Here is a 17,619-nt window from a genome sequence, read left to right as displayed (position 1 = left end):
GACGATGCCTTTGCCGGCCTCGAATACGCCTTCGGCGGTTAAGGCGTGAGAGCGTTGTGGAAGTGTTCGATGAACTGCTTGACCAAGGGTGTCGGATCTTGCCGACAGGCGAGGGCGACCGTGCTCTGGCAGGCCGGGTCCGCCAAGGGCAGGAAGTGCAGGCTGGCGGGCGCGCTGTCACGCATCGACTCGGGCAGCAGGGCGATGCCGAATCCAGCCTGGATCAGTTGCAGCTGCGTGGTCTTGCGCGACAGCACCCGCGCCGCCTTGGGGAAAAAGCCCTGGCGCATGCACAGCTCGGCCGACAGGTAACTCAGGCCGCCACGCTGCGGATGGGGAATGGAGATAAAGGCTTCGTCGCGCAGTTGCGCCAGATCCACGCTCTGCTTGGGAGGATCTGCTGCCAAAGGGTGGCCCGGCGGCACGGCCAGCAGCAGGCGTTCGCTGAACAGTGGCGTGATCCGCACGCCCTCGCGCTGGCGCAGTACCGGCAGTCGCAGCAGGCCGATATCCAGCCGGCCTTCGGCGACTTCTTCCAACTGCGCTTCGGAAGACAGGGTGGCGATGTCCATCGAGGCCCCCGGGCACTGCTCCAGGTAACCGCTGATGGCCCGCAGCAGGCGGCCGCTCATGGACACGGTGCTGGAGTGGCTCAGGCGCAATGTTCCCAGTTGCCCATGGCCGACCTGGGTCGCCAGTTCGCTGGCCTTGTTCAGCTCATCGAGCAGGTTGCGGGCGCGCGGGTAGAACGCCTCGCCCGCCGCCGTCAGCCTGGGCAGGCGCGCGGTGCGCTCGAACAATGGCGTCTTGAGGTGGGTTTCCAGTTCCCTGATCTGCCGGCTGAGGGCGGACTGGGCAATGAACAGGCGTTCGGCGGCGGCGCTGAAACTGCCGCTGTTGGCGATTTCCACGAAGTAGCGCAGTTGGCGGGTTGAAATCACGCGTCATGCCTTTTTGAGATGGGTGGATGGCTTTGATGATATTAGTCGCAAGGCTTGTGGCTGGCTAAAGTCATTCCTTGATTAAAGAAGGAAGGCGAGTCGATGAGCATGGTCGAGTTGTTGGGGCAGTGGTCGTGGGGGACGAGTGGCTGGTTGGCGATCGGTCTGGGGATCGCCCTGGCCTATATCGTGTTTGGCATCGCCGGGTTCGGCACGGCGCTGGTGGCGGGGCCGGTGCTGATCCTGTTCATGCCGCTGTCGAAGATAGTCCCACTGCTGGTGCTGCTGGATTTTGTCGCGGCCTTCGGCAATCTCCTGCCGTCGCGGCGGGATGTCGATCGCTCCGAGCTGCTGCGCCTGCTGCCGTGCATGGCGCTGGGCTGCACCCTGGGGGTGATCTTCCTGCTCAACCTCAAGTCCGATGTGTTGCTGCTGTTGATGGGGCTGTTTATCAGCGCTTATGCGGCGTACAGCCTTTGGGTCAAGGCAAGGCCCAAGGCGCTGGCGGCGGGCTGGGCGATTCCCATGGGGACCGTGGGTGGAACGTTCGGCGCGCTGTTCGGCAGCGGCGGCTTTTTATATGCGATCTATCTGAACAGCCGCCTGCCCAAGGATGCGGCGCGGGCCACCCAGAGTGCATTGATCAGTTGCAGCACGGTGGTGCGCCTGAGCCTGTTCGCCATTGCCGGCGTTTATGCGCAACTGCCTTTATTGGTGCTGGCGCTGTGCTTGTTGCCGGCCATGGCCCTGGGCCTGTGGATTGGCCGGCGGCTGACCATGAGATTGTCCCGCGAGGCGTTCGTCCGGCTGGTGACTTGGCTGGTGCTGGCCAGCGGCATGGCCCTGATCGGTCGTTACCTGAGCACTTGACCTGTGGGGTTCAGGGATTAAGCTGCGGGCCCTCGGATTTGCCAGGCACGCTGACTTCTACACTTATTGGTAGGTGTCGGTTTGCTGGCGGTACTGTTCGAGCAGGCGACGCAGACTTCCCTTCAGACGCTTCAGGCCCCATCCATGAACTCGCAAAGCATCATCGTCCCGAAAATCTCCACCATGCCGGTTCACGAACCCCGCGCCCGGGCGATCGTGCGTTGGTTGGTGCGCAAGAACATCGTCGAGGAAGCCTTGAGCACCTGTGGCCGTACCGGCAATCGTATGGCGCATGCGATCGCCCCTGGCGCGCGGGATGTGGTGCTGCACCCGGAGGCCTTGCCCTTCGGTGAACCGGTCAACGGCCTGGAAATCATTACCAAGCGCTGCATCTATACCCCGGCCAAGGGGTTTCTCGAGGAAGCGGGTTGCGCCGAATGCCGCCAGGAAGTGGGGGAGGCGCTGTTCGAGAGCCTGGAGGACTGGATGCCCGGGCGCACCGATAACTTCACCTGCCCCGAGTGCGGGCATGAAGATGACATCAATGGCTTTCTGTTCTTGCAGGAGTGCGGGTTTTCCAACCTCGGCTTCATCTTCAACAACTGGGCCGAAGCCGGGTTCAAGCAGAGTTTTCTCGACGAGTTCGCCGAATGGCTGGATCAGCCGGTGAGCTGGGTGAAGGTGGAGTTGTAAGGGGATTTCGGCAGCCGGTTCCGGGTGGTGAATTCATCATCGGCAGGTGCCATGTCTGCTCGCGAAACAGATGCTGTGTTCTGGCAAATTCCCCATCCATCACCCCGTTGATAATAGACAGACTTTTACATTGAGCCCGGGTAGGTGTCTGAGTATAATGGCGCGCTTCCATTTTCCCGCTCGGGAGCCCCCGCGATGCTGCGTATCAGCCAAGAAGCTCTGACCTTCGACGACATTCTCCTAGTGCCTGGTTATTCCGAGGTGCTTCCTAACGAAGTCAGTCTCAAGACCCGTCTTACCCGTGGCATCGAGCTGAATATTCCACTGGTTTCCGCCGCAATGGACACCGTCACTGAAGCCCGTCTGGCAATCGCCATGGCTCAGGAAGGTGGCATCGGCATCATCCACAAGAACATGACCATCGAGCAGCAAGCTGCCGAAGTCCGCAAGGTCAAGAAGTTCGAAGCCGGCGTCGTCAAAGACCCGATCACCATCGAGGCTGACGCCACGGTGCGCGACCTGTTCGAACTGACCCGCATGCACAATATTTCCGGCGTTCCGGTACTGCACGATGGCGACCTGGTCGGCATCGTCACTTCCCGTGACGTGCGTTTCGAAAACCGCCTGGACGCCAGTGTCCGTGAAGTGATGACGCCTAAAGAGCGCCTGGTCACGGTCAAGGAAGGCGCCGACAAGAACGACGTGCGCGAGCTGCTGCACAAGCACCGCATCGAGCGCGTGCTGATCGTCGACGACAAGTTCGCCCTCAAAGGCATGATGACCGTCAACGACATCGAAAAAGCCAAGGCTTACCCGCTGGCCAGCAAGGACGATCAAGGTCGTCTGCGCGTAGGTGCTGCCGTCGGTACCGGTAAAGACACCGGTGACCGCGTTGCCGCCCTGGTCAACGCCGGCGTGGACGTGGTGGTGGTCGACACTGCCCACGGTCACTCCAAAGGTGTGATCGACCGCGTTCGCTGGGTCAAGGAAAACTACCCGCAAGTGCAGGTAATCGGCGGCAACATCGCCACCGGTGCAGCAGCCAAGGCCCTGGCCGCAGCGGGCGCCGACGCGGTCAAGGTCGGTATCGGCCCTGGCTCGATCTGCACCACCCGTATCGTCGCCGGTGTCGGCGTACCGCAAATCAGCGCCATCGCCAATGTCGCCGCGGCCCTTGAAGGCACCGGCGTTCCATTGATCGCCGACGGCGGCATCCGCTTCTCCGGTGACCTGTCCAAGGCCATCGTCGCCGGTGCTTCCTGCGTGATGATGGGCTCGATGTTCGCCGGTACCGAAGAGGCGCCAGGCGAAATCGAACTGTTCCAGGGGCGCTCCTACAAGGCTTACCGCGGCATGGGTTCGCTGGGTGCCATGTCCCAGGCCCAGGGCTCTTCCGACCGTTACTTCCAGGACTCCTCCGCGGGTGCCGAGAAGCTGGTTCCGGAAGGCATCGAAGGCCGTGTTCCCTACAAGGGCACCTTGACCGCCATCATCCATCAGCTGATGGGTGGCCTGCGTTCTTCCATGGGCTACACCGGTAGCGCCAACATCGAAGAAATGCGCACCAAGCCAGAGTTCGTACGCATCACTGGCGCCGGCATGGCTGAATCCCACGTCCATGACGTGCAGATCACCAAGGAAGCGCCAAACTACCGCGTAGGTTGATGCTTCAAGCAAAACGTTAAATGACCGGGGCTGTTTTATTCAGCCCCGAGTCGTTTCTGAATCACGACTGTTTTCGAATTACCTAGACGAGACTGAATCATGGCCCTCGACATTCACGCCCACCGCATCCTGATCCTCGATTTCGGTTCTCAGTACACCCAATTGATCGCCCGTCGCGTGCGTGAAATCGGCGTGTACTGCGAACTGCATCCGTTCGACATGGATGACGAAGCGATTCGCGAATTCGCTCCCAAAGGCGTCATTCTCGCCGGCGGCCCCGAGTCCGTGCACGAAGCCAACAGCCCGCGTTGCCCGCAAGCGGTGTTCGACCTGGGTGTGCCGGTCTTCGGTATCTGCTACGGCATGCAGACCATGGCCGAGCAAATGGGCGGCAAGGTCGAGGGTTCCGAACTGCGTGAATTCGGTTATGCCCGCGTCGATGTGGTCGGCAAGAGCCGCCTGCTGGACGGCATCGAAGACCACGTCGACGCCGACGGCCTGTTCGGCCTCGACGTATGGATGAGCCACGGTGACAAGGTCACCAAGATGCCGCAAGACTTCCACATCCTGGCCAGCACCCCGAGCTGCCCGATCGCCGGCATGTTCAACGACGACCTGCGTTACTACGGCGTGCAGTTCCACCCGGAGGTGACCCACACCAAGCAGGGCGGTCGCATCCTGTCGCGCTTCATCCTCGACATCTGCGGCTGCGAAGCCCTGTGGACCCCATCGAAAATCGCTGAAGACGCCATCGCCCAGGTGCGTGCCCAGGTCGGCACCGACAACGTGCTGCTGGGCCTGTCCGGCGGCGTCGACTCCTCGGTGGTCGCGGCCCTGCTGCACAAGGCCATCGGCGACCAGCTGACCTGCGTTTTCGTCGACAACGGCCTGCTGCGCCTGCACGAAGGCGAGCAAGTGATGGCCATGTTCGCCGAGAACATGGGCGTCAAGGTGATCCGCGCCAACGCCGAGGAGCAGTTCCTCAACAACCTGGCCGGCGAAGCCGACCCGGAGAAGAAGCGCAAGATCATCGGCCGTACCTTCATCGACGTGTTCGATGCCGAATCCTGCAAGCTGGACAACATCAAGTTCCTGGCCCAGGGCACCATCTACCCGGACGTGATCGAGTCGGCTGGCGCCAAGAGCGGCAAGGCCCACGTGATCAAGTCGCACCACAACGTGGGCGGCCTGCCGGAAGAAATGAACCTCAAGCTGGTCGAGCCACTGCGCGAATTGTTCAAGGACGAAGTCCGTCGTCTGGGCCTGGAGCTGGGCCTGCCGTACGACATGGTCTACCGTCACCCGTTCCCGGGCCCGGGCCTGGGCGTGCGCATCCTTGGCGAAGTGAAGAAGGAATACGCCGACCTGCTGCGTCGCGCCGACCACATCTTCATCGAAGAGCTGCGCAAGGCCGACTGGTACCACAAGGTCAGCCAGGCGTTCGTGGTGTTCCAGCCGGTGAAATCGGTGGGCGTGGTCGGTGACGGCCGTCGTTACGCCTGGGTCGTGGCCCTGCGTGCCGTGGAAACCATCGACTTCATGACCGCGCGTTGGGCGCACCTGCCTTACGAGCTGCTGGAAACCGTCAGCGGCCGGATCATCAACGAGATCGAAGGCATCTCCCGCGTCACCTACGACGTGTCGAGCAAGCCGCCAGCCACCATCGAGTGGGAATGATCCCGGCCGAGTGATCGGCAGCTGATCGTTCAGGCAACAGCAATGGCGATCGAGACCTTCGGGTGTCGATCGCCATTTGTGTTTCAGGGTCTTTAAAAAGCCCGTTTTCCAGCCCTCCCGCAATACCAGGAAAGACATGGGCACATCATCGCCCGCCTGGCCTGTGTACCCTTGACAGACATTCATCGAACTCTCCCAGCGGCGGCCTCTGGCGACTCCGGCGCAGGTGTTCAGAATATTTGTGGTTGTCGGTTGACAACCAGTTCATTGTTGACGAGACTGGAGGCCATGGATGGCTCGCACACCTCATCCCAAGAAAGACATTGAAATGGCGCTGCGTTACGCCGAATGGCAGGGCTGGCGCGTCGAAGTCGGCGGTAGCCATGCCTGGGGCAAGATCTACTGCCCTTACAACAGCGAGGTGTGTCGTTGCGGCGAGTTCTGCATTACCAGTGTGTGGAGCACGCCAAAAAATCCCCTCCAGCATGCTCGGGCGCTGTGCCGGGTAATCGACAACTGCACGCTGAATCAGCTGCGCGGCGGGAAAGTCCCGCAACCTCGTCGGGAGTCATGACCATGGAATACCTGTTTACCCTCAACTACCTGCTGCCCGCCCACGACTGCGACCCGGACGTGCTGGTGGAGCGCCTTGGCGCGGGGGGCTGTACCGATGCGCTGGTCGGTACCGGGCTGGCGGGGCGCCTGGCACTGGAGTTCAGCCGCGAGGCCGAAAGCGGTGAGGCGGCGCTGCTCAGTGCCCTGGGCGATATCAAGCGGATCATTCCGGATGCGCGGCTGGTAGAGGCGAGCCCGGATTTCGTCGGCCTGAGCGAGATTGCCGACATCGTCGGGGTCTCCCGGCAGAACATGCGCAAGTTGATGCTCAACCATGCCGGCAGTTTCCCCCTGGCGATCCACGAGGGCAGTGCCTCGCTCTGGCATCTGGCGGAAGTGCTGAGCTGGCTGGAGGCCCGGGGCGGTTACCAGTTGCAGCATCCGGTGATAGAGGTGGCGCGGGTCGCGCAATCCGTGAACGTCGCCAAGGAGGCCCGGCGGGTCGGCACCCCGAGCGCCGAACTGGTGGCGCTGCTGGGTTGAGCGGGCCTGCCGCGGTGGTCAGCGTCGGGCGACGTCCGAGAAGTAGAACTTGTCCAGGGTATGGCGTGATTCGGTGTACTCGAACTGCCGGCCGTCCTGCAGGAAGGTCTGGTTGCTGACCACTATCACGTGGCTCTGGCCCTCCAGGTCCAGGTGCTGCTGGTCATCCCGGGTGCGCGGGGTGGCCTCGATGGTCCGCTGGGCGTAGCTGATCTGCAATTGCAGGGTCTGTTCGATGTAGGCGTAGATCGAGTGCTCGGCAATCTGCCGGTCCAGCCCCGGGATCAACTCGGCGACGAAGTGGTTGATGTCGAGAATCACCCGTTTGCCATCGATACGCCGCACCCGCTTGATGCGGGTAATCAGGCTGCCTTCCTCGGCCTGCAGGTGTTCGCGCAACGCGCCTTCGAGGGGGAACTGAGTGAACTCCACCACCTCGGTACTGACGTCGTTGCCCAGGCGCGGATAGGTTTCCTGGAAGCTGACAATGCCGCCCAGCTGGAACTCGATCGGGTGCGGCGACAGCACAAAAGTGCCCTTGCCATGGATCTTCTGGGCGAAGCCGCGCTCCTGCAGCTGCTCGATGGCCTTTCGCACAGTGCCGCGGCTGGCCTGGTAGCTGTCCATCAACTCGGTTTCGGAAGGCAGACGGGCGCCGCGTTCCAAGCGCTCGGTGGTGATGCTGGCAAGCAGATCGCTGTAGATCTGGTTGTATTTACTCATGGGATGGCTCTGTGCCGTCTGCGCTCAAGGCGGGAACCTTAAGGGCCGTGAGCGGATTTGTCTATTTGAGGCGAGTGGGTCGAACGCCTGACTGCGGGTGTCGAAATGGCAATGAAACACCTTACAGCAGTTTAAGAATTTTCTGTCGCGCATGGCGCGCTCTGCCGGAGAGTGTGGATCTAGAGCCGTTTTTGCGCAGCAGAAACTCCCTGCGACCCGGGTTTCGGAGCGATGCCGGCAAACTCGTCTGTACGAGTTGTTGCTTTAACTCGTACAGACGAGTATTTTTCGCTTCGGCGTGCTGCCAATAACAAAAAACCAAAGCGGAAGAACAAGCATGAGCCATGATTACTCCACGATCGCCAGCGAGTTGCTGCACAGCCTCGGTGGCGCCGACAACCTCGAACAAGCCGCGCATTGCGTCACCCGCCTGCGCCTGGCGCTCAAGGACCCGAGCCGGGTGGACAGCGCGACGCTGAACCAGATCGATCTGGTCAAGGGCTCGTTTTTCACCGGTGGCCTGTTCCAGGTGGTCATTGGCCCCGGCGAGGTCGAAAAGGTCTATGCCGCGTTGCGCCAACTCACCGGGCTGGCCGCTTCCACCATCGCCGACGTCAAGCAGAAAGGTGCCGACAAGACCAACGCCATGCAGCGTCTGGTGCGAGTGTTTTCCGATGTCTTCATGCCGATCCTGCCGGCGCTGATCATTGCCGGCCTGCTGATGGGGGTGAACAACCTGATCGGCGCCAAGGGCATGTTCATCGAAGGCCGGACCCTGCTCGAGGCCTATCCGACCCTGGATGGCGTGTGGAGCCTGATCAACCTGATGGCCAACACCTCCTTCGTATTCCTGCCGGCCTTGGTGGGCTGGTCGGCGGCCAAGCGCTTTGGCGGCAGCGAAATCCTCGGCATCGTGCTGGGCCTGATGCTGGTGCACCCCGACCTGCTCAATGCCTGGAACTACGGCAAGGCCGTGGCCGGGCTGGAGGGCCAGAGCCTGCCGTACTTCGACATCGTCGGCCTGTTCCAGATCGAGAAGGTCGGCTACCAGGGGCAGATCCTGCCGATCCTGCTCGCGGCCTATGTCATGAGCGTCATCGAGAAATGGCTGCGGGCGCGGGTGCCGAATGCGATCACCCTGCTGGTCGTGCCCATCACCACCATCGTGGTCACCGGCGTGCTGGCACTGGCGGTGATCGGCCCGGTGACCCGGCACCTGGGGATCCTGATCACCGAAGGCGTGGTCACCCTGTTCGAACTGGCGCCAATGGTCGGCGGGGCGATTTTCGGCCTGCTCTACGCGCCGCTGGTGATCACCGGCATGCACCACATGTTCCTCGCCGTGGACCTGCAACTGATCTCGACCCAGGGCGGCACCTTCATCTGGCCGATGATCGTCATGTCCAACCTGGCCCAGGGCAGCGCGGCACTGGCGGTGTTCAGCATGAGCCGCAACGCGCGGGACCGCAGCATGGCCTCGACCTCGGCGATCTCCGCCTATTTCGGCATCACGGAACCTGCCATGTTCGGGGTCAACCTGCGCTACAAGTTCCCGTTCTACGCCGCGCTGATCGGCTCGGCGCTGGGCTGCATTTTCCTCTCGCTGAACAAGGTCCAGGCCTCGGCCATCGGCGTCGGTGGGCTGCCGGGATTCATCTCGATCATTCCCCAGTACATCCCGATGTTCGTGGTCGGCATGGTCGTCGCCCTGGTGGTGCCGTTCGTGCTGACCTGCGGCTTGAGCATGAAGATCATCCGGCCGGGGTATCGCGTCGCTTGATAAATCGCATCGCGAGCAAGCTCGCTCCTACATGACCGCATATTCCTCTGTAGGAGCGAGCTTGCTCGCGATGAGGCCCTCAAGGCCTGTACCCAACCCATTGAAGGAGCCCGCCATGCAAGACTGGCAGCGTTCGGTGATCTACCAGATCTACCCGAAGAGTTTCTACAGCCACAGCGGCCAGGCCACCGGCGACCTGCTGGGGGTGGTCGACAAGCTCGACTACCTGCACTGGCTGGGTGTCGATTGCCTGTGGCTCACCCCGTTCCTGCGCTCGCCCCAGCGCGACAACGGCTACGACATCAGCGACTACTACGCCATCGACCCGAGCTACGGGACCATGGCCGATTGCGAGTTGCTGATCGCCGAGGCCGGCAAGCGCGGCATCAAGCTGATGCTGGACATCGTGGTCAACCACACCTCCATCGAGCACGAGTGGTTCCAGCAGGCGCGCAGCAGCCTCGACAACCCGTATCGCGACTTCTACATCTGGCGCGACCAGCCGAACAACTGGGAGTCCAAGTTCGGCGGTTCCGCCTGGGAATACGAAGCGCAGACCGGCCAGTACTACCTGCACCTGTTCGACCATACCCAGGCGGACCTCAACTGGGACAACCCCCAGGTGCGCGCCGAAGTGTTCAAGATGATGCGTTTCTGGCGCGACAAGGGCGTGGGCGGCTTCCGCCTGGATGTGATCAACCTGATCTCCAAACCGGCGGATTTCCCGGAAGACGCCAGCGATGGCCGGCGCTTCTATACCGACGGCCCGAACGTGCACCCGTACCTGCAGCAGATGCATCGCGAGGTCTTCGAGGGCTTTGACCTGATCAACGTCGGCGAGATGTCTTCCACCAGCCTCGAGCACTGCATTCGTTACTCGCAGCCCGAGTCGAAAGAGCTGTCGATGACCTTCAACTTCCACCACCTGAAGGTCGATTACCCGAACCTGCAGAAGTGGATCCGCGCCGATTTCGACTTCCTCCAACTCAAGCGCATCCTCTCCGAGTGGCAGAGCGGCATGCAGGCCGGTGGCGGCTGGAACGCGCTGTTCTGGTGTAACCACGACCAGCCACGGGTGGTGTCGCGTTTCGGCGACGACGGCGAGTACCGGGTGGTCTCGGCGAAGATGCTCGCCACTGCGCTGCACTTTCTCCAGGGCACACCGTTCGTGTACCAGGGCGAAGAGCTGGGCATGACCAACCCCGGTTTTACCCACATCGACCAATACCGCGATGTCGAGACCCTGAACATCTACCGCCTCAAGCGCGAAGCCGGCGACAGCGAGGCGGACAACATGGCGGCGATCATGCAGAAGTCCCGGGACAACGGGCGCACGCCGATGCAATGGAATACCGAGGCCCATGCCGGTTTCAGCAGCATCGAGCCCTGGATCGGTGTGCCGGCCAATGCCGCGCAAATCAATGTCGAGCAGCAGTTCGAAGACCCGGATTCGGTGTTGCACCACTATCGCCAGCTGATTGCCCTGCGCCGTCGCGAGCCGCTGATCCAGGACGGCGAATATCGCCAGCTGCTGGCCGAGCACCCGCAGGTCTGGGCCTATCTGCGCGAGGGCCAGGGCGAGCGCCTACTGGTGGTGAACAATTTCTACGGCAGCGCCTGTGAAGTGCAGTTGCCGGAGGGAGTGATGACCGAGCGCATGGAGCAGCGCCTGGTCATCAGTAACTACGCAGACCATCAAACCCGCAGTTGCCAGCTGTTCCTGCGGCCTTACGAGTCCTTTGTCCTGCACCTGATCGACCGCTGACAACCTTCCCCGCATGAGCGCGGCGTGCCCGGTACACCGCGAGCTTTCGCTCGCCGGTAGGGCGGCGCCTGCGGGGCACACACAGAATAAAAATAATGGGGTGGCTTATGAAAACAACAATAAATCGCGGTCTCGCAGCCTCTTGCGTCTGCCTGGCCTTGCCGTTCCCGGCCCAGGCCCTGGAGTTCGCCGGTTACTTGCGTAGCGGCCTCGGGACCTCGGTCAACAGCAGCTCGCAATCCTGTTTCCAACTGCCCGGCGCCCAGTCCAAATACCGCCTGGGCAACGAATGCGAACAGTACGCCGAGCTGGAGCTGCGCCAGGACCTGTACACCCTGGACGACGGCTCGGTGCTCAGTGTCGATGCCATGGCGTCGCTGTATAACCAGTACGACCGCAGCCTGACCTTCCAGGGCGACAACGGCTCGGCGCGCATGCCGCAGATGTATGCCCAATGGTCGAACATGCCCAGCCTCAATGGCGGCTCGCTGTGGGCCGGCCGGCGTTACTACAAGCGCAACGACATCCATATCTCCGACTTCTACTACTGGAACCAGAGCGCCACTGGCGGCGGTATCGAGGACGTGCTGATCGGCGACCTGAAATACAGCTATGCCTTCTCGCGCAAGGACAACCTGTACCAGAAGGACTACATCAACCGGCACGACTTCAACGTCGCCGGTTTCAAGACCAACCCCGGCGGCGAGCTGGAACTGGGCCTGAGCTACATCGACAAGCCCGACAGTCGCGACGCCCATCGGGGCTGGGCGATCACCGCCCAGCATGTGCAAAAGGACTTCCTCGGCGGCAAGAACAAGCTGGCGTTGCAGTACGGCGAAGGCCCGGGCACCGGGCTGGGTTACACCGGCAATGTGCAACTGGACGACAGCAACAAGAGCTACCGCCTGGTGGAGTTCTTCGACTGGCAATTGACCCCGCGGTTTGGCGGGCAGGTCGAGGCGATCTATCAGAAAGACATCCGCCCCGACGGCAACGACCAGAACTGGATCTCCCTGGGCATCCGCCCGGCCTATGCGATAAGCGATCAGTTCAAGCTGGTCACCGAGCTGGGCCACGATCAGGTCGAGGCCCCCGGCGGCACGCGCAAGCTCAGCAAGTTCACCTTCGCCCCGACCTGGTCGCCCAAGGGCCCGGAATTCTGGGCGCGCCCCGAGGTGCGTCTGTACTACACCTATGCCAGTTGGAACCAGGCCGCCAAGCGCGCGGCCAATGAGCTGGCGACGGGGTCGGCGCTGTCCGATACCGGCGCCTTCGGCACCGCCAGGCATGGCGCGAACGTCGGATTGCAAGTCGAGTACTGGTGGAAATAAGCGATGCTGTCGGGGCTCGCGCTCCATCGGCACTTACAAGAACAAACAGCAGGTGAAGTCATGGCTACAACCCAACAATTGCAACTGCTCGCGCCGCTGTCCGGGCTGCTGATGCCCCTGGAGCAAGTGCCGGACCCGGTGTTCAGCAGCCGGGTCATTGGTGACGGCCTGTGCATCGACCCGACCTCGCAGACCCTGCGCGCGCCGCTGGCCGGTGTGGTCAGCAATGTGCAGGACAGTGGCCATGCGGTGAGCATCACCGACGACAACGGGGTGCAGGTGCTGATGCACATCGGCCTGGACACGGTGAACCTGGCGGGCAAGGGCTTCAGCCGCCTGGTGGAGGAGGGCCAGCGGGTCGAGGCCGGGCAACCGCTGATCGAGTTCGATGCCGACTACATCGCCGTGCATGCCCGCAGCCTGCTGACACTGATGCTGGTGGTCAGCGGCGAGCCGTTCACCTGGCTGACAGGGGACAGTGCGTTGGTGGACAGCGGCCAGCCGTTGTTGCAGCTGAGCCTGGGCGCGCTTGCGCCAAGCGCGGAGCCCGAGGAAGAGGGCGAGGCGCGGTTTTCCAAACCGGTGACGCTGCCCAACCCCAATGGCCTGCATGCGCGCCCGGCGGCGGTGTTCGCCCAGGCGGCCAAGGGCTTCAAGGCGAGCATCTGCCTGCACAAGCAGCAGGCCAGCGCCAACGCCAAGTCCCTGGTGGCGATCATGGCGTTGCAGACCGCGCAGGGCGATGCCCTGCAAGTCAGCGCGGCGGGCGAGGATGCCGAGAGGGCGATCAAGACCCTGGCCGAATTGCTGGCGAGTGGTTGTGGCGAGGCGGTGACGGCGGCGATCGCCGCCGAGCCGCTGGCGGCGGTTGCGGCGCCAGCGGGCAAGTTGCTGCGGGGCGTCTGCGCCTCGACGGGCTCGGCCTTCGGGCAAGTGGTGCAGGTGGCCGAGCAGAAGCTTGAGGTCGTCGAGTTCGCCAGCGATCAGGCCGCGCAGCGCGGGCAGCTGGAACGGGCGCTGGCGCAGGCCAACGCGGCCCTGCAAGTCCTGCGGGACAAGGCCGCCAGTGCAGCCCAGGGCGAGATCTTCAAGGCTCACCAGGAACTGCTGGAAGACCCGAGCCTGCTGGAGCAGGCCCAGGCCCTGATCAGCGACGGCAAAAGCGCGGCATTCGCCTGGAACCGCGCCACCGAAGCCACCGCCGAGCTGTTCAAGGGGTCAGGCAGTCCGTTGCTGGCCGAGCGCGCCCTGGACCTGATGGATGTCGGCCAGCGGGTGCTCAAGTTGCTGCTGGGTGTGCAGGACAGCGCCTGGGCCCTGCCGGAGCAGGCGATCCTGATTGCCGAGCAGCTCACCCCGTCCCAGACCGCCAGCCTCGATATCCACAAGGTGCTGGGGTTCGCCACGGTCGGCGGCGGGGCCACCAGCCATGTGGCGATTCTGGCCCGGGCCCTGGGGTTGCCGGCGATCTGCGGCCTGCCGGTACAGGTGCTGGCGTTGGCCAGCGGCACACCGGTGCTGCTGGATGCCGACCAGGGCGAATTGCACCTGGAGCCTGCGCCGGCGGTGATCGCGCAGTTGCAGGCACGACGTCAGCAGCAACAGCAGCGCCAGCGCCAGGAGCTGGAGCAGTCGGCCCAGGCCGCGGTGACCCGCGACGGCCATCACTTCGAGGTGACGGCCAACGTCGCCTCGCTGGCCGAGGCCGAGCAGGCCATGGACCTGGGCGGGGAGGGCGTCGGCTTGTTGCGTTCGGAATTTCTTTATCAGGACCGCGGCGTCGCCCCGAGCCACGAGGAACAGGCCGCGACCTACAGCGCCATCGCCCGGGCCCTGGGGCCGAAGCGCAATCTGGTGGTGCGGACCCTGGATGTCGGCGGCGACAAACCGCTGGCCTATGTGCCGATGGAGCCTGAAGCCAACCCCTTCCTCGGCATGCGCGGGATCCGCCTGTGCCTGGAGCGCCCGCAGCTGTTGCGCGAACAGTTCCGGGCGATCCTCGCCAGCGCCGGGCTGGCCCGCCTGCACATCATGCTGCCGATGGTCACCCAGCTGGCGGAGTTGCGGCAGGCACGGCAGATGCTGGAGGACGAAGCCCTGGCCCTGGGGTTCAAGGAGTTGCCAAAGCTGGGGATCATGATCGAAGTGCCGTCGGCGGCGCTGCTGGCCGACCTGTTCGCGCCGGAGGTGGACTTCTTCTCCATCGGCACCAACGACCTGACCCAGTACACCCTGGCCATGGACCGCGATCATCCGCGCCTGGCCAGCCAGGCCGACAGTTTCCACCCGGCGGTGCTGCGCCTGATCGCCTCCACGGTCAAGGCCGCCCATGCCCATGGCAAGTGGGTCGGCGTGTGCGGGGCGCTGGCTTCGGAAACCCTGGCGGTGCCGCTGTTGCTGGGGCTGGGCGTGGATGAGCTGTCGGTCAGCGTGCCGCTGATTCCGGCGATCAAGGCCGGCGTGCGCGAGGTCGAGTTGAGCCAGTGCCAGGCCCTCGCCGGGCGCATTCTCGGCCTGGAAAGCGCCGAGCAGGTGCGTGACGCCTTGCACCAGCATCGGCAATCGACGCTGGCCCCTTCACCGGTTCTGGAGAACTGAACATGTTCGAGAAATTGCAGCGGGCGTTCTGGAAGGCCCTGACCCCGGACCTGGTGCCCGACCAACCGAAAGCGCCGGCCCCGGTCAAGGACGACGCCGCCCTGGACGAGGCCGTGATTGCGGCGCTGGGCGGCGCCAACAACCTCAAGACCCGGCAGCGCGTGGCCCTGACCCGGGTGCGGGTGGAATTGCATGACCCGTCTTTGCTCGATGCCACAGCCTTGCGTAGCGCCGGCGTGCCCGGGGTGATGGCGCTGGTCGGCGGCGTGGTGCATCTGCTCGTTGGCTTGTCTCCTCTGTAGCCGCTGCCGAGCCTGCGAGGCTGCGTACGGTCGCGCAGCGCCCGCCAAGGCATCCAAGGTGGTGGCTCAGGTGCAAGGCATTGCCTGGATTGCGGACGCTTCGCGTCCGTACGCAAGCTCGGCAGCGGCTACAGGGGCGGTTACGCCTGCGGCCGGTCGCCGCGCCGGCCTTACTGTTTCTCAACTGCGGGTGTATCGTATTCGCCTTTTGCGGGCCCCGGCCCGCCGCGGATACGTGAGGTAGTTGAGTCCATGTCCTTTACCCGTCGACAGATACTCGGTGGTCTGGCCGGTCTTGCCGTGGTTGGCGTGGGCGCCGGCGGCGCGGCGCGTTACTGGCTGGGCAAGATGGCCGACGCCGAGGCGGGCCACGATTATCAACTGATCGCCGCGCCGCTGGACGTGGAACTGGTGCCGGGCCACAAGACCGAAGCCTGGGCCTTCGGCCCGTCCGCGCCGGGCACCGAGCTGAGGGTGCGCCAGGGCGAGTGGCTGCGGGTGCGCTTCATCAACCACCTGCCGGTGGCCACCACCATCCACTGGCATGGCATCCGCCTGCCGCTGGAAATGGACGGTGTGCCTTACGTCTCGCAATTGCCGGTGATGCCGGGCGAATACTTCGACTACAAGTTCCGCGTGCCGGATGCCGGCAGCTACTGGTACCACCCCCACGTCAACAGCAGCGAAGAACTGGGTCGCGGCCTGGTTGGCCCGCTGATCATCGAAGAGCGCGAACCCACCGGCTTCAAGTACGAACGCACCCTGAGCCTGAAAAGCTGGCATGTGGATGAAGCAGGCGCCTTCGTGCCTTTCAGCATTCCCCGCGAGGCGGCGCGTGGCGGTACGGCGGGGCGCCTGTCGACCATCAATGGCGTGTCCCAGGCAGTGGTGGAAATCCCGGCCGGGCAGATCACCCGCGTGCGCCTGCTCAACCTCGACAACACCCTGACCTACCGCATCAACATTCCGGGTGTCGAAGCGCAAATCTACGCCCTGGACGGCAACCCCATCGAGCCGCGGCCGCTGGGCAAGGAATACTGGCTGGGGCCGGGCATGCGCATCTGCCTGGCGATCAAGGCGCCGCCGGCCGGTGAAGAATTGTCGCTGCGCAACGGCCCGGTGCGCCTGGGCACCTTGCGTTCGGTGGCCAACAGCGATGCGCCGACCGAGTGGCCGCCGGCGTTGCCGGCCAACCCGATCGCCGAGCCGGACCTGGATAACGCCGAGAAGCTCAACTTCAACTTCGAGTGGGTTGGCTCGGTCTCGGTGAACGTGGACAATGGCAAGCCACCGAGCCTCTGGCAGATCAACGGCAAGGCTTGGGACATCACCGACAAGACCTGCGCCGACCGCCCGATCGCCACGCTCAAGAAGGGCCAGAGCTACATTTTCGAATTGAAGAACATGACTCAGTACCAGCACCCGATCCACTTGCACGGCATGAGCTTCAAGGTCATTGCCTCGAACCGCAAGAAGATCACCCCGTACTTCACCGACACCTACCTGCTGGGCAAGAACGAGCGTGCCCGGGTGGCGCTGGTGGCGGATAACCCGGGGGTATGGATGTTCCATTGCCATGTGATCGACCACATGGAAACCGGCCTGATGGCCGCCATCGAGGTGGCCTGATGCGGCAGATTCGCCCCGCCCGGATCATCGATCGCAGCCGCGACCAGGACTTCATGCGTGAAGCCCTGGCCCTGGCCGCCCAGGGCGCGGCCCTGGGCGAGGTGCCGGTGGGCGCGGTGCTGGTGCAGGACGGGGAAATCATCGGCCGCGGTTTCAACTGCCCGATCAGCGGCAGCGATCCCAGCGCCCACGCGGAAATGGTCGCGATCCGCGCCGCGGCCCAGGCGCTCGACAACTATCGCCTGCCCGGCAGCACCCTCTACGTGACCCTGGAGCCGTGCAGCATGTGCGCCGGGCTGATCGTGCATTCGCGTATCGCCCGGGTGGTGTACGGCGCGCTGGAGCCCAAGGCGGGCATCGTACAGAGCCAGGGGCAGTTCTTCAGCCAGGGCTTTCTCAACCACCGGGTATTGGTCGAGGGCGGGGTGCTGGCCGAGGAGTGCGGCGCGGTGTTGAGCGAGTTTTTCAAGGCGCGCCGGGCCAGTCGCAACTGAGTCCCTGCCTCTGTAGGAGCGAAGCTTGCTCGCGATGACGCTAGCCCGGGCCA

Annotated in this window: 15 protein-coding genes; 13 read left to right on the top strand and 2 right to left on the bottom strand. The window is 63.6% G+C overall.

Annotated elements, in window-relative coordinates; all coding sequences use genetic code 11:
* Window positions 1-38 precede the first annotated feature (38 nt).
* Window positions 39-941, bottom strand: coding sequence for a LysR family transcriptional regulator (locus tag PMI20_RS27345; protein WP_007929555.1), 903 nt, complete (start codon window positions 939-941; stop codon window positions 39-41).
* Between the two features lie 102 nt (window positions 942-1,043).
* Here PMI20_RS27345 and PMI20_RS27340 point away from each other — a divergent pair, with 102 nt between their 5' ends.
* The 6 genes from PMI20_RS27340 (at window position 1,044) to PMI20_RS27315 (ending at window position 6,944) form a co-directional block, all read left to right on the top strand.
* A complete protein-coding gene (locus PMI20_RS27340; RefSeq protein WP_007929557.1) occupies window positions 1,044-1,811 on the top strand; it encodes a sulfite exporter TauE/SafE family protein in 768 nt (255 codons plus the stop codon).
* A 144-nt stretch (window positions 1,812-1,955) separates the two neighbouring features.
* A complete protein-coding gene (locus PMI20_RS27335; RefSeq protein ID WP_007929559.1) occupies window positions 1,956-2,504 on the top strand; it encodes a hypothetical protein in 549 nt (182 codons plus the stop codon).
* 195 nt (window positions 2,505-2,699) lie between these two features.
* Window positions 2,700-4,169 (top strand): IMP dehydrogenase, encoded by a 1,470-nt coding sequence (gene guaB, locus PMI20_RS27330; protein WP_007929561.1) that lies wholly within the window; start codon window positions 2,700-2,702, stop codon window positions 4,167-4,169.
* A gap of 99 nt (window positions 4,170-4,268) precedes the next feature.
* A complete protein-coding gene (guaA, locus tag PMI20_RS27325) occupies window positions 4,269-5,846 on the top strand; it encodes a glutamine-hydrolyzing GMP synthase (RefSeq protein WP_007929562.1) in 1,578 nt (525 codons plus the stop codon).
* Between the two features lie 292 nt (window positions 5,847-6,138).
* On the top strand, window positions 6,139-6,420 hold the full coding sequence (locus PMI20_RS27320; protein WP_007929564.1) for a hypothetical protein: 282 nt from the start codon (window positions 6,139-6,141) through the stop codon (window positions 6,418-6,420).
* 2 nt (window positions 6,421-6,422) lie between these two features.
* Window positions 6,423-6,944 (top strand): helix-turn-helix transcriptional regulator, encoded by a 522-nt coding sequence (locus tag PMI20_RS27315; protein ID WP_007929565.1) that lies wholly within the window; start codon window positions 6,423-6,425, stop codon window positions 6,942-6,944.
* Between the two features lie 18 nt (window positions 6,945-6,962).
* On the opposite strand, the gene treR is transcribed toward PMI20_RS27315, so the two are convergent.
* Window positions 6,963-7,667 (bottom strand): trehalose operon repressor, encoded by a 705-nt coding sequence (gene treR, locus PMI20_RS27310; RefSeq protein ID WP_007929570.1) that lies wholly within the window; start codon window positions 7,665-7,667, stop codon window positions 6,963-6,965.
* A gap of 337 nt (window positions 7,668-8,004) precedes the next feature.
* Here treR and treP point away from each other — a divergent pair, with 337 nt between their 5' ends.
* The 7 genes from treP to tadA all read left to right on the top strand — a co-directional run bounded on the left by treP (window position 8,005) and on the right by tadA (window position 17,566).
* The gene (treP, locus tag PMI20_RS27305; RefSeq protein WP_007929572.1) at window positions 8,005-9,447 is read left to right on the top strand and encodes a PTS system trehalose-specific EIIBC component; all 1,443 of its coding nucleotides are present in this window, start codon (window positions 8,005-8,007) and stop codon (window positions 9,445-9,447) included.
* Between the two features lie 115 nt (window positions 9,448-9,562).
* Window positions 9,563-11,212 carry an alpha,alpha-phosphotrehalase gene (gene treC, locus PMI20_RS27300; RefSeq protein WP_007929575.1) on the top strand — a complete coding sequence of 550 codons (1,650 nt, stop codon included), beginning with the start codon at window positions 9,563-9,565 and terminating at the stop codon, window positions 11,210-11,212.
* Window positions 11,213-11,319: 107 nt separating this feature from the next.
* A complete protein-coding gene (locus PMI20_RS27295) occupies window positions 11,320-12,543 on the top strand; it encodes a maltoporin (RefSeq protein ID WP_007929578.1) in 1,224 nt (407 codons plus the stop codon).
* Window positions 12,544-12,603: 60 nt separating this feature from the next.
* On the top strand, window positions 12,604-15,141 hold the full coding sequence (gene ptsP, locus PMI20_RS27290) for a phosphoenolpyruvate--protein phosphotransferase (protein WP_007929581.1): 2,538 nt from the start codon (window positions 12,604-12,606) through the stop codon (window positions 15,139-15,141).
* Between the two features lie 2 nt (window positions 15,142-15,143).
* Window positions 15,144-15,443, top strand: coding sequence for a PTS sugar transporter subunit IIB (locus PMI20_RS27285; protein ID WP_007929583.1), 300 nt, complete (start codon window positions 15,144-15,146; stop codon window positions 15,441-15,443).
* 252 nt (window positions 15,444-15,695) lie between these two features.
* Complete coding sequence (locus PMI20_RS27280; RefSeq protein ID WP_007929587.1) at window positions 15,696-17,072, top strand: multicopper oxidase family protein; 1,377 nt, start codon at window positions 15,696-15,698, stop codon at window positions 17,070-17,072.
* A complete protein-coding gene (tadA, locus tag PMI20_RS27275; protein WP_007929589.1) occupies window positions 17,072-17,566 on the top strand; it encodes a tRNA adenosine(34) deaminase TadA in 495 nt (164 codons plus the stop codon). The genes PMI20_RS27280 and tadA overlap by 1 nt, the downstream gene beginning before the upstream one ends.
* Window positions 17,567-17,619: the final 53 nt, after the last annotated feature.

The organism is Pseudomonas sp. GM17, assembly GCF_000282175.2.
GTDB lineage: Bacteria > Pseudomonadota > Gammaproteobacteria > Pseudomonadales > Pseudomonadaceae > Aquipseudomonas > Aquipseudomonas chlororaphis.
Note: the sequence above shows the minus strand (reverse complement) of the source record. Positions and strands in the feature narration are given on the sequence as shown.

What these genes read in the sequence shown, in the direction of transcription:
- ptsP (WP_007929581.1), top strand. Translation starts at nt 12,604, where the DNA reads ATGGCTACAACCCAACAATTGCAACTGCTCGCGCCGCTGTCCGGGCTG.
- guaB (WP_007929561.1), top strand. Translation starts at nt 2,700, where the DNA reads ATGCTGCGTATCAGCCAAGAAGCTCTGACCTTCGACGACATTCTCCTA.
- PMI20_RS27320 (WP_007929564.1), top strand. Translation starts at nt 6,139, where the DNA reads ATGGCTCGCACACCTCATCCCAAGAAAGACATTGAAATGGCGCTGCGT.
- treC (WP_007929575.1), top strand. Translation starts at nt 9,563, where the DNA reads ATGCAAGACTGGCAGCGTTCGGTGATCTACCAGATCTACCCGAAGAGT.
- PMI20_RS27340 (WP_007929557.1), top strand. Translation starts at nt 1,044, where the DNA reads ATGAGCATGGTCGAGTTGTTGGGGCAGTGGTCGTGGGGGACGAGTGGC.
- guaA (WP_007929562.1), top strand. Translation starts at nt 4,269, where the DNA reads ATGGCCCTCGACATTCACGCCCACCGCATCCTGATCCTCGATTTCGGT.
- PMI20_RS27315 (WP_007929565.1), top strand. Translation starts at nt 6,423, where the DNA reads ATGGAATACCTGTTTACCCTCAACTACCTGCTGCCCGCCCACGACTGC.
- tadA (WP_007929589.1), top strand. Translation starts at nt 17,072, where the DNA reads ATGCGGCAGATTCGCCCCGCCCGGATCATCGATCGCAGCCGCGACCAG.
- PMI20_RS27335 (WP_007929559.1), top strand. Translation starts at nt 1,956, where the DNA reads ATGAACTCGCAAAGCATCATCGTCCCGAAAATCTCCACCATGCCGGTT.
- PMI20_RS27280 (WP_007929587.1), top strand. Translation starts at nt 15,696, where the DNA reads ATGTCCTTTACCCGTCGACAGATACTCGGTGGTCTGGCCGGTCTTGCC.
- PMI20_RS27285 (WP_007929583.1), top strand. Translation starts at nt 15,144, where the DNA reads ATGTTCGAGAAATTGCAGCGGGCGTTCTGGAAGGCCCTGACCCCGGAC.
- treP (WP_007929572.1), top strand. Translation starts at nt 8,005, where the DNA reads ATGAGCCATGATTACTCCACGATCGCCAGCGAGTTGCTGCACAGCCTC.
- treR (WP_007929570.1), bottom strand. Translation starts at nt 7,667, where the DNA reads ATGAGTAAATACAACCAGATCTACAGCGATCTGCTTGCCAGCATCACC.
- PMI20_RS27295 (WP_007929578.1), top strand. Translation starts at nt 11,320, where the DNA reads ATGAAAACAACAATAAATCGCGGTCTCGCAGCCTCTTGCGTCTGCCTG.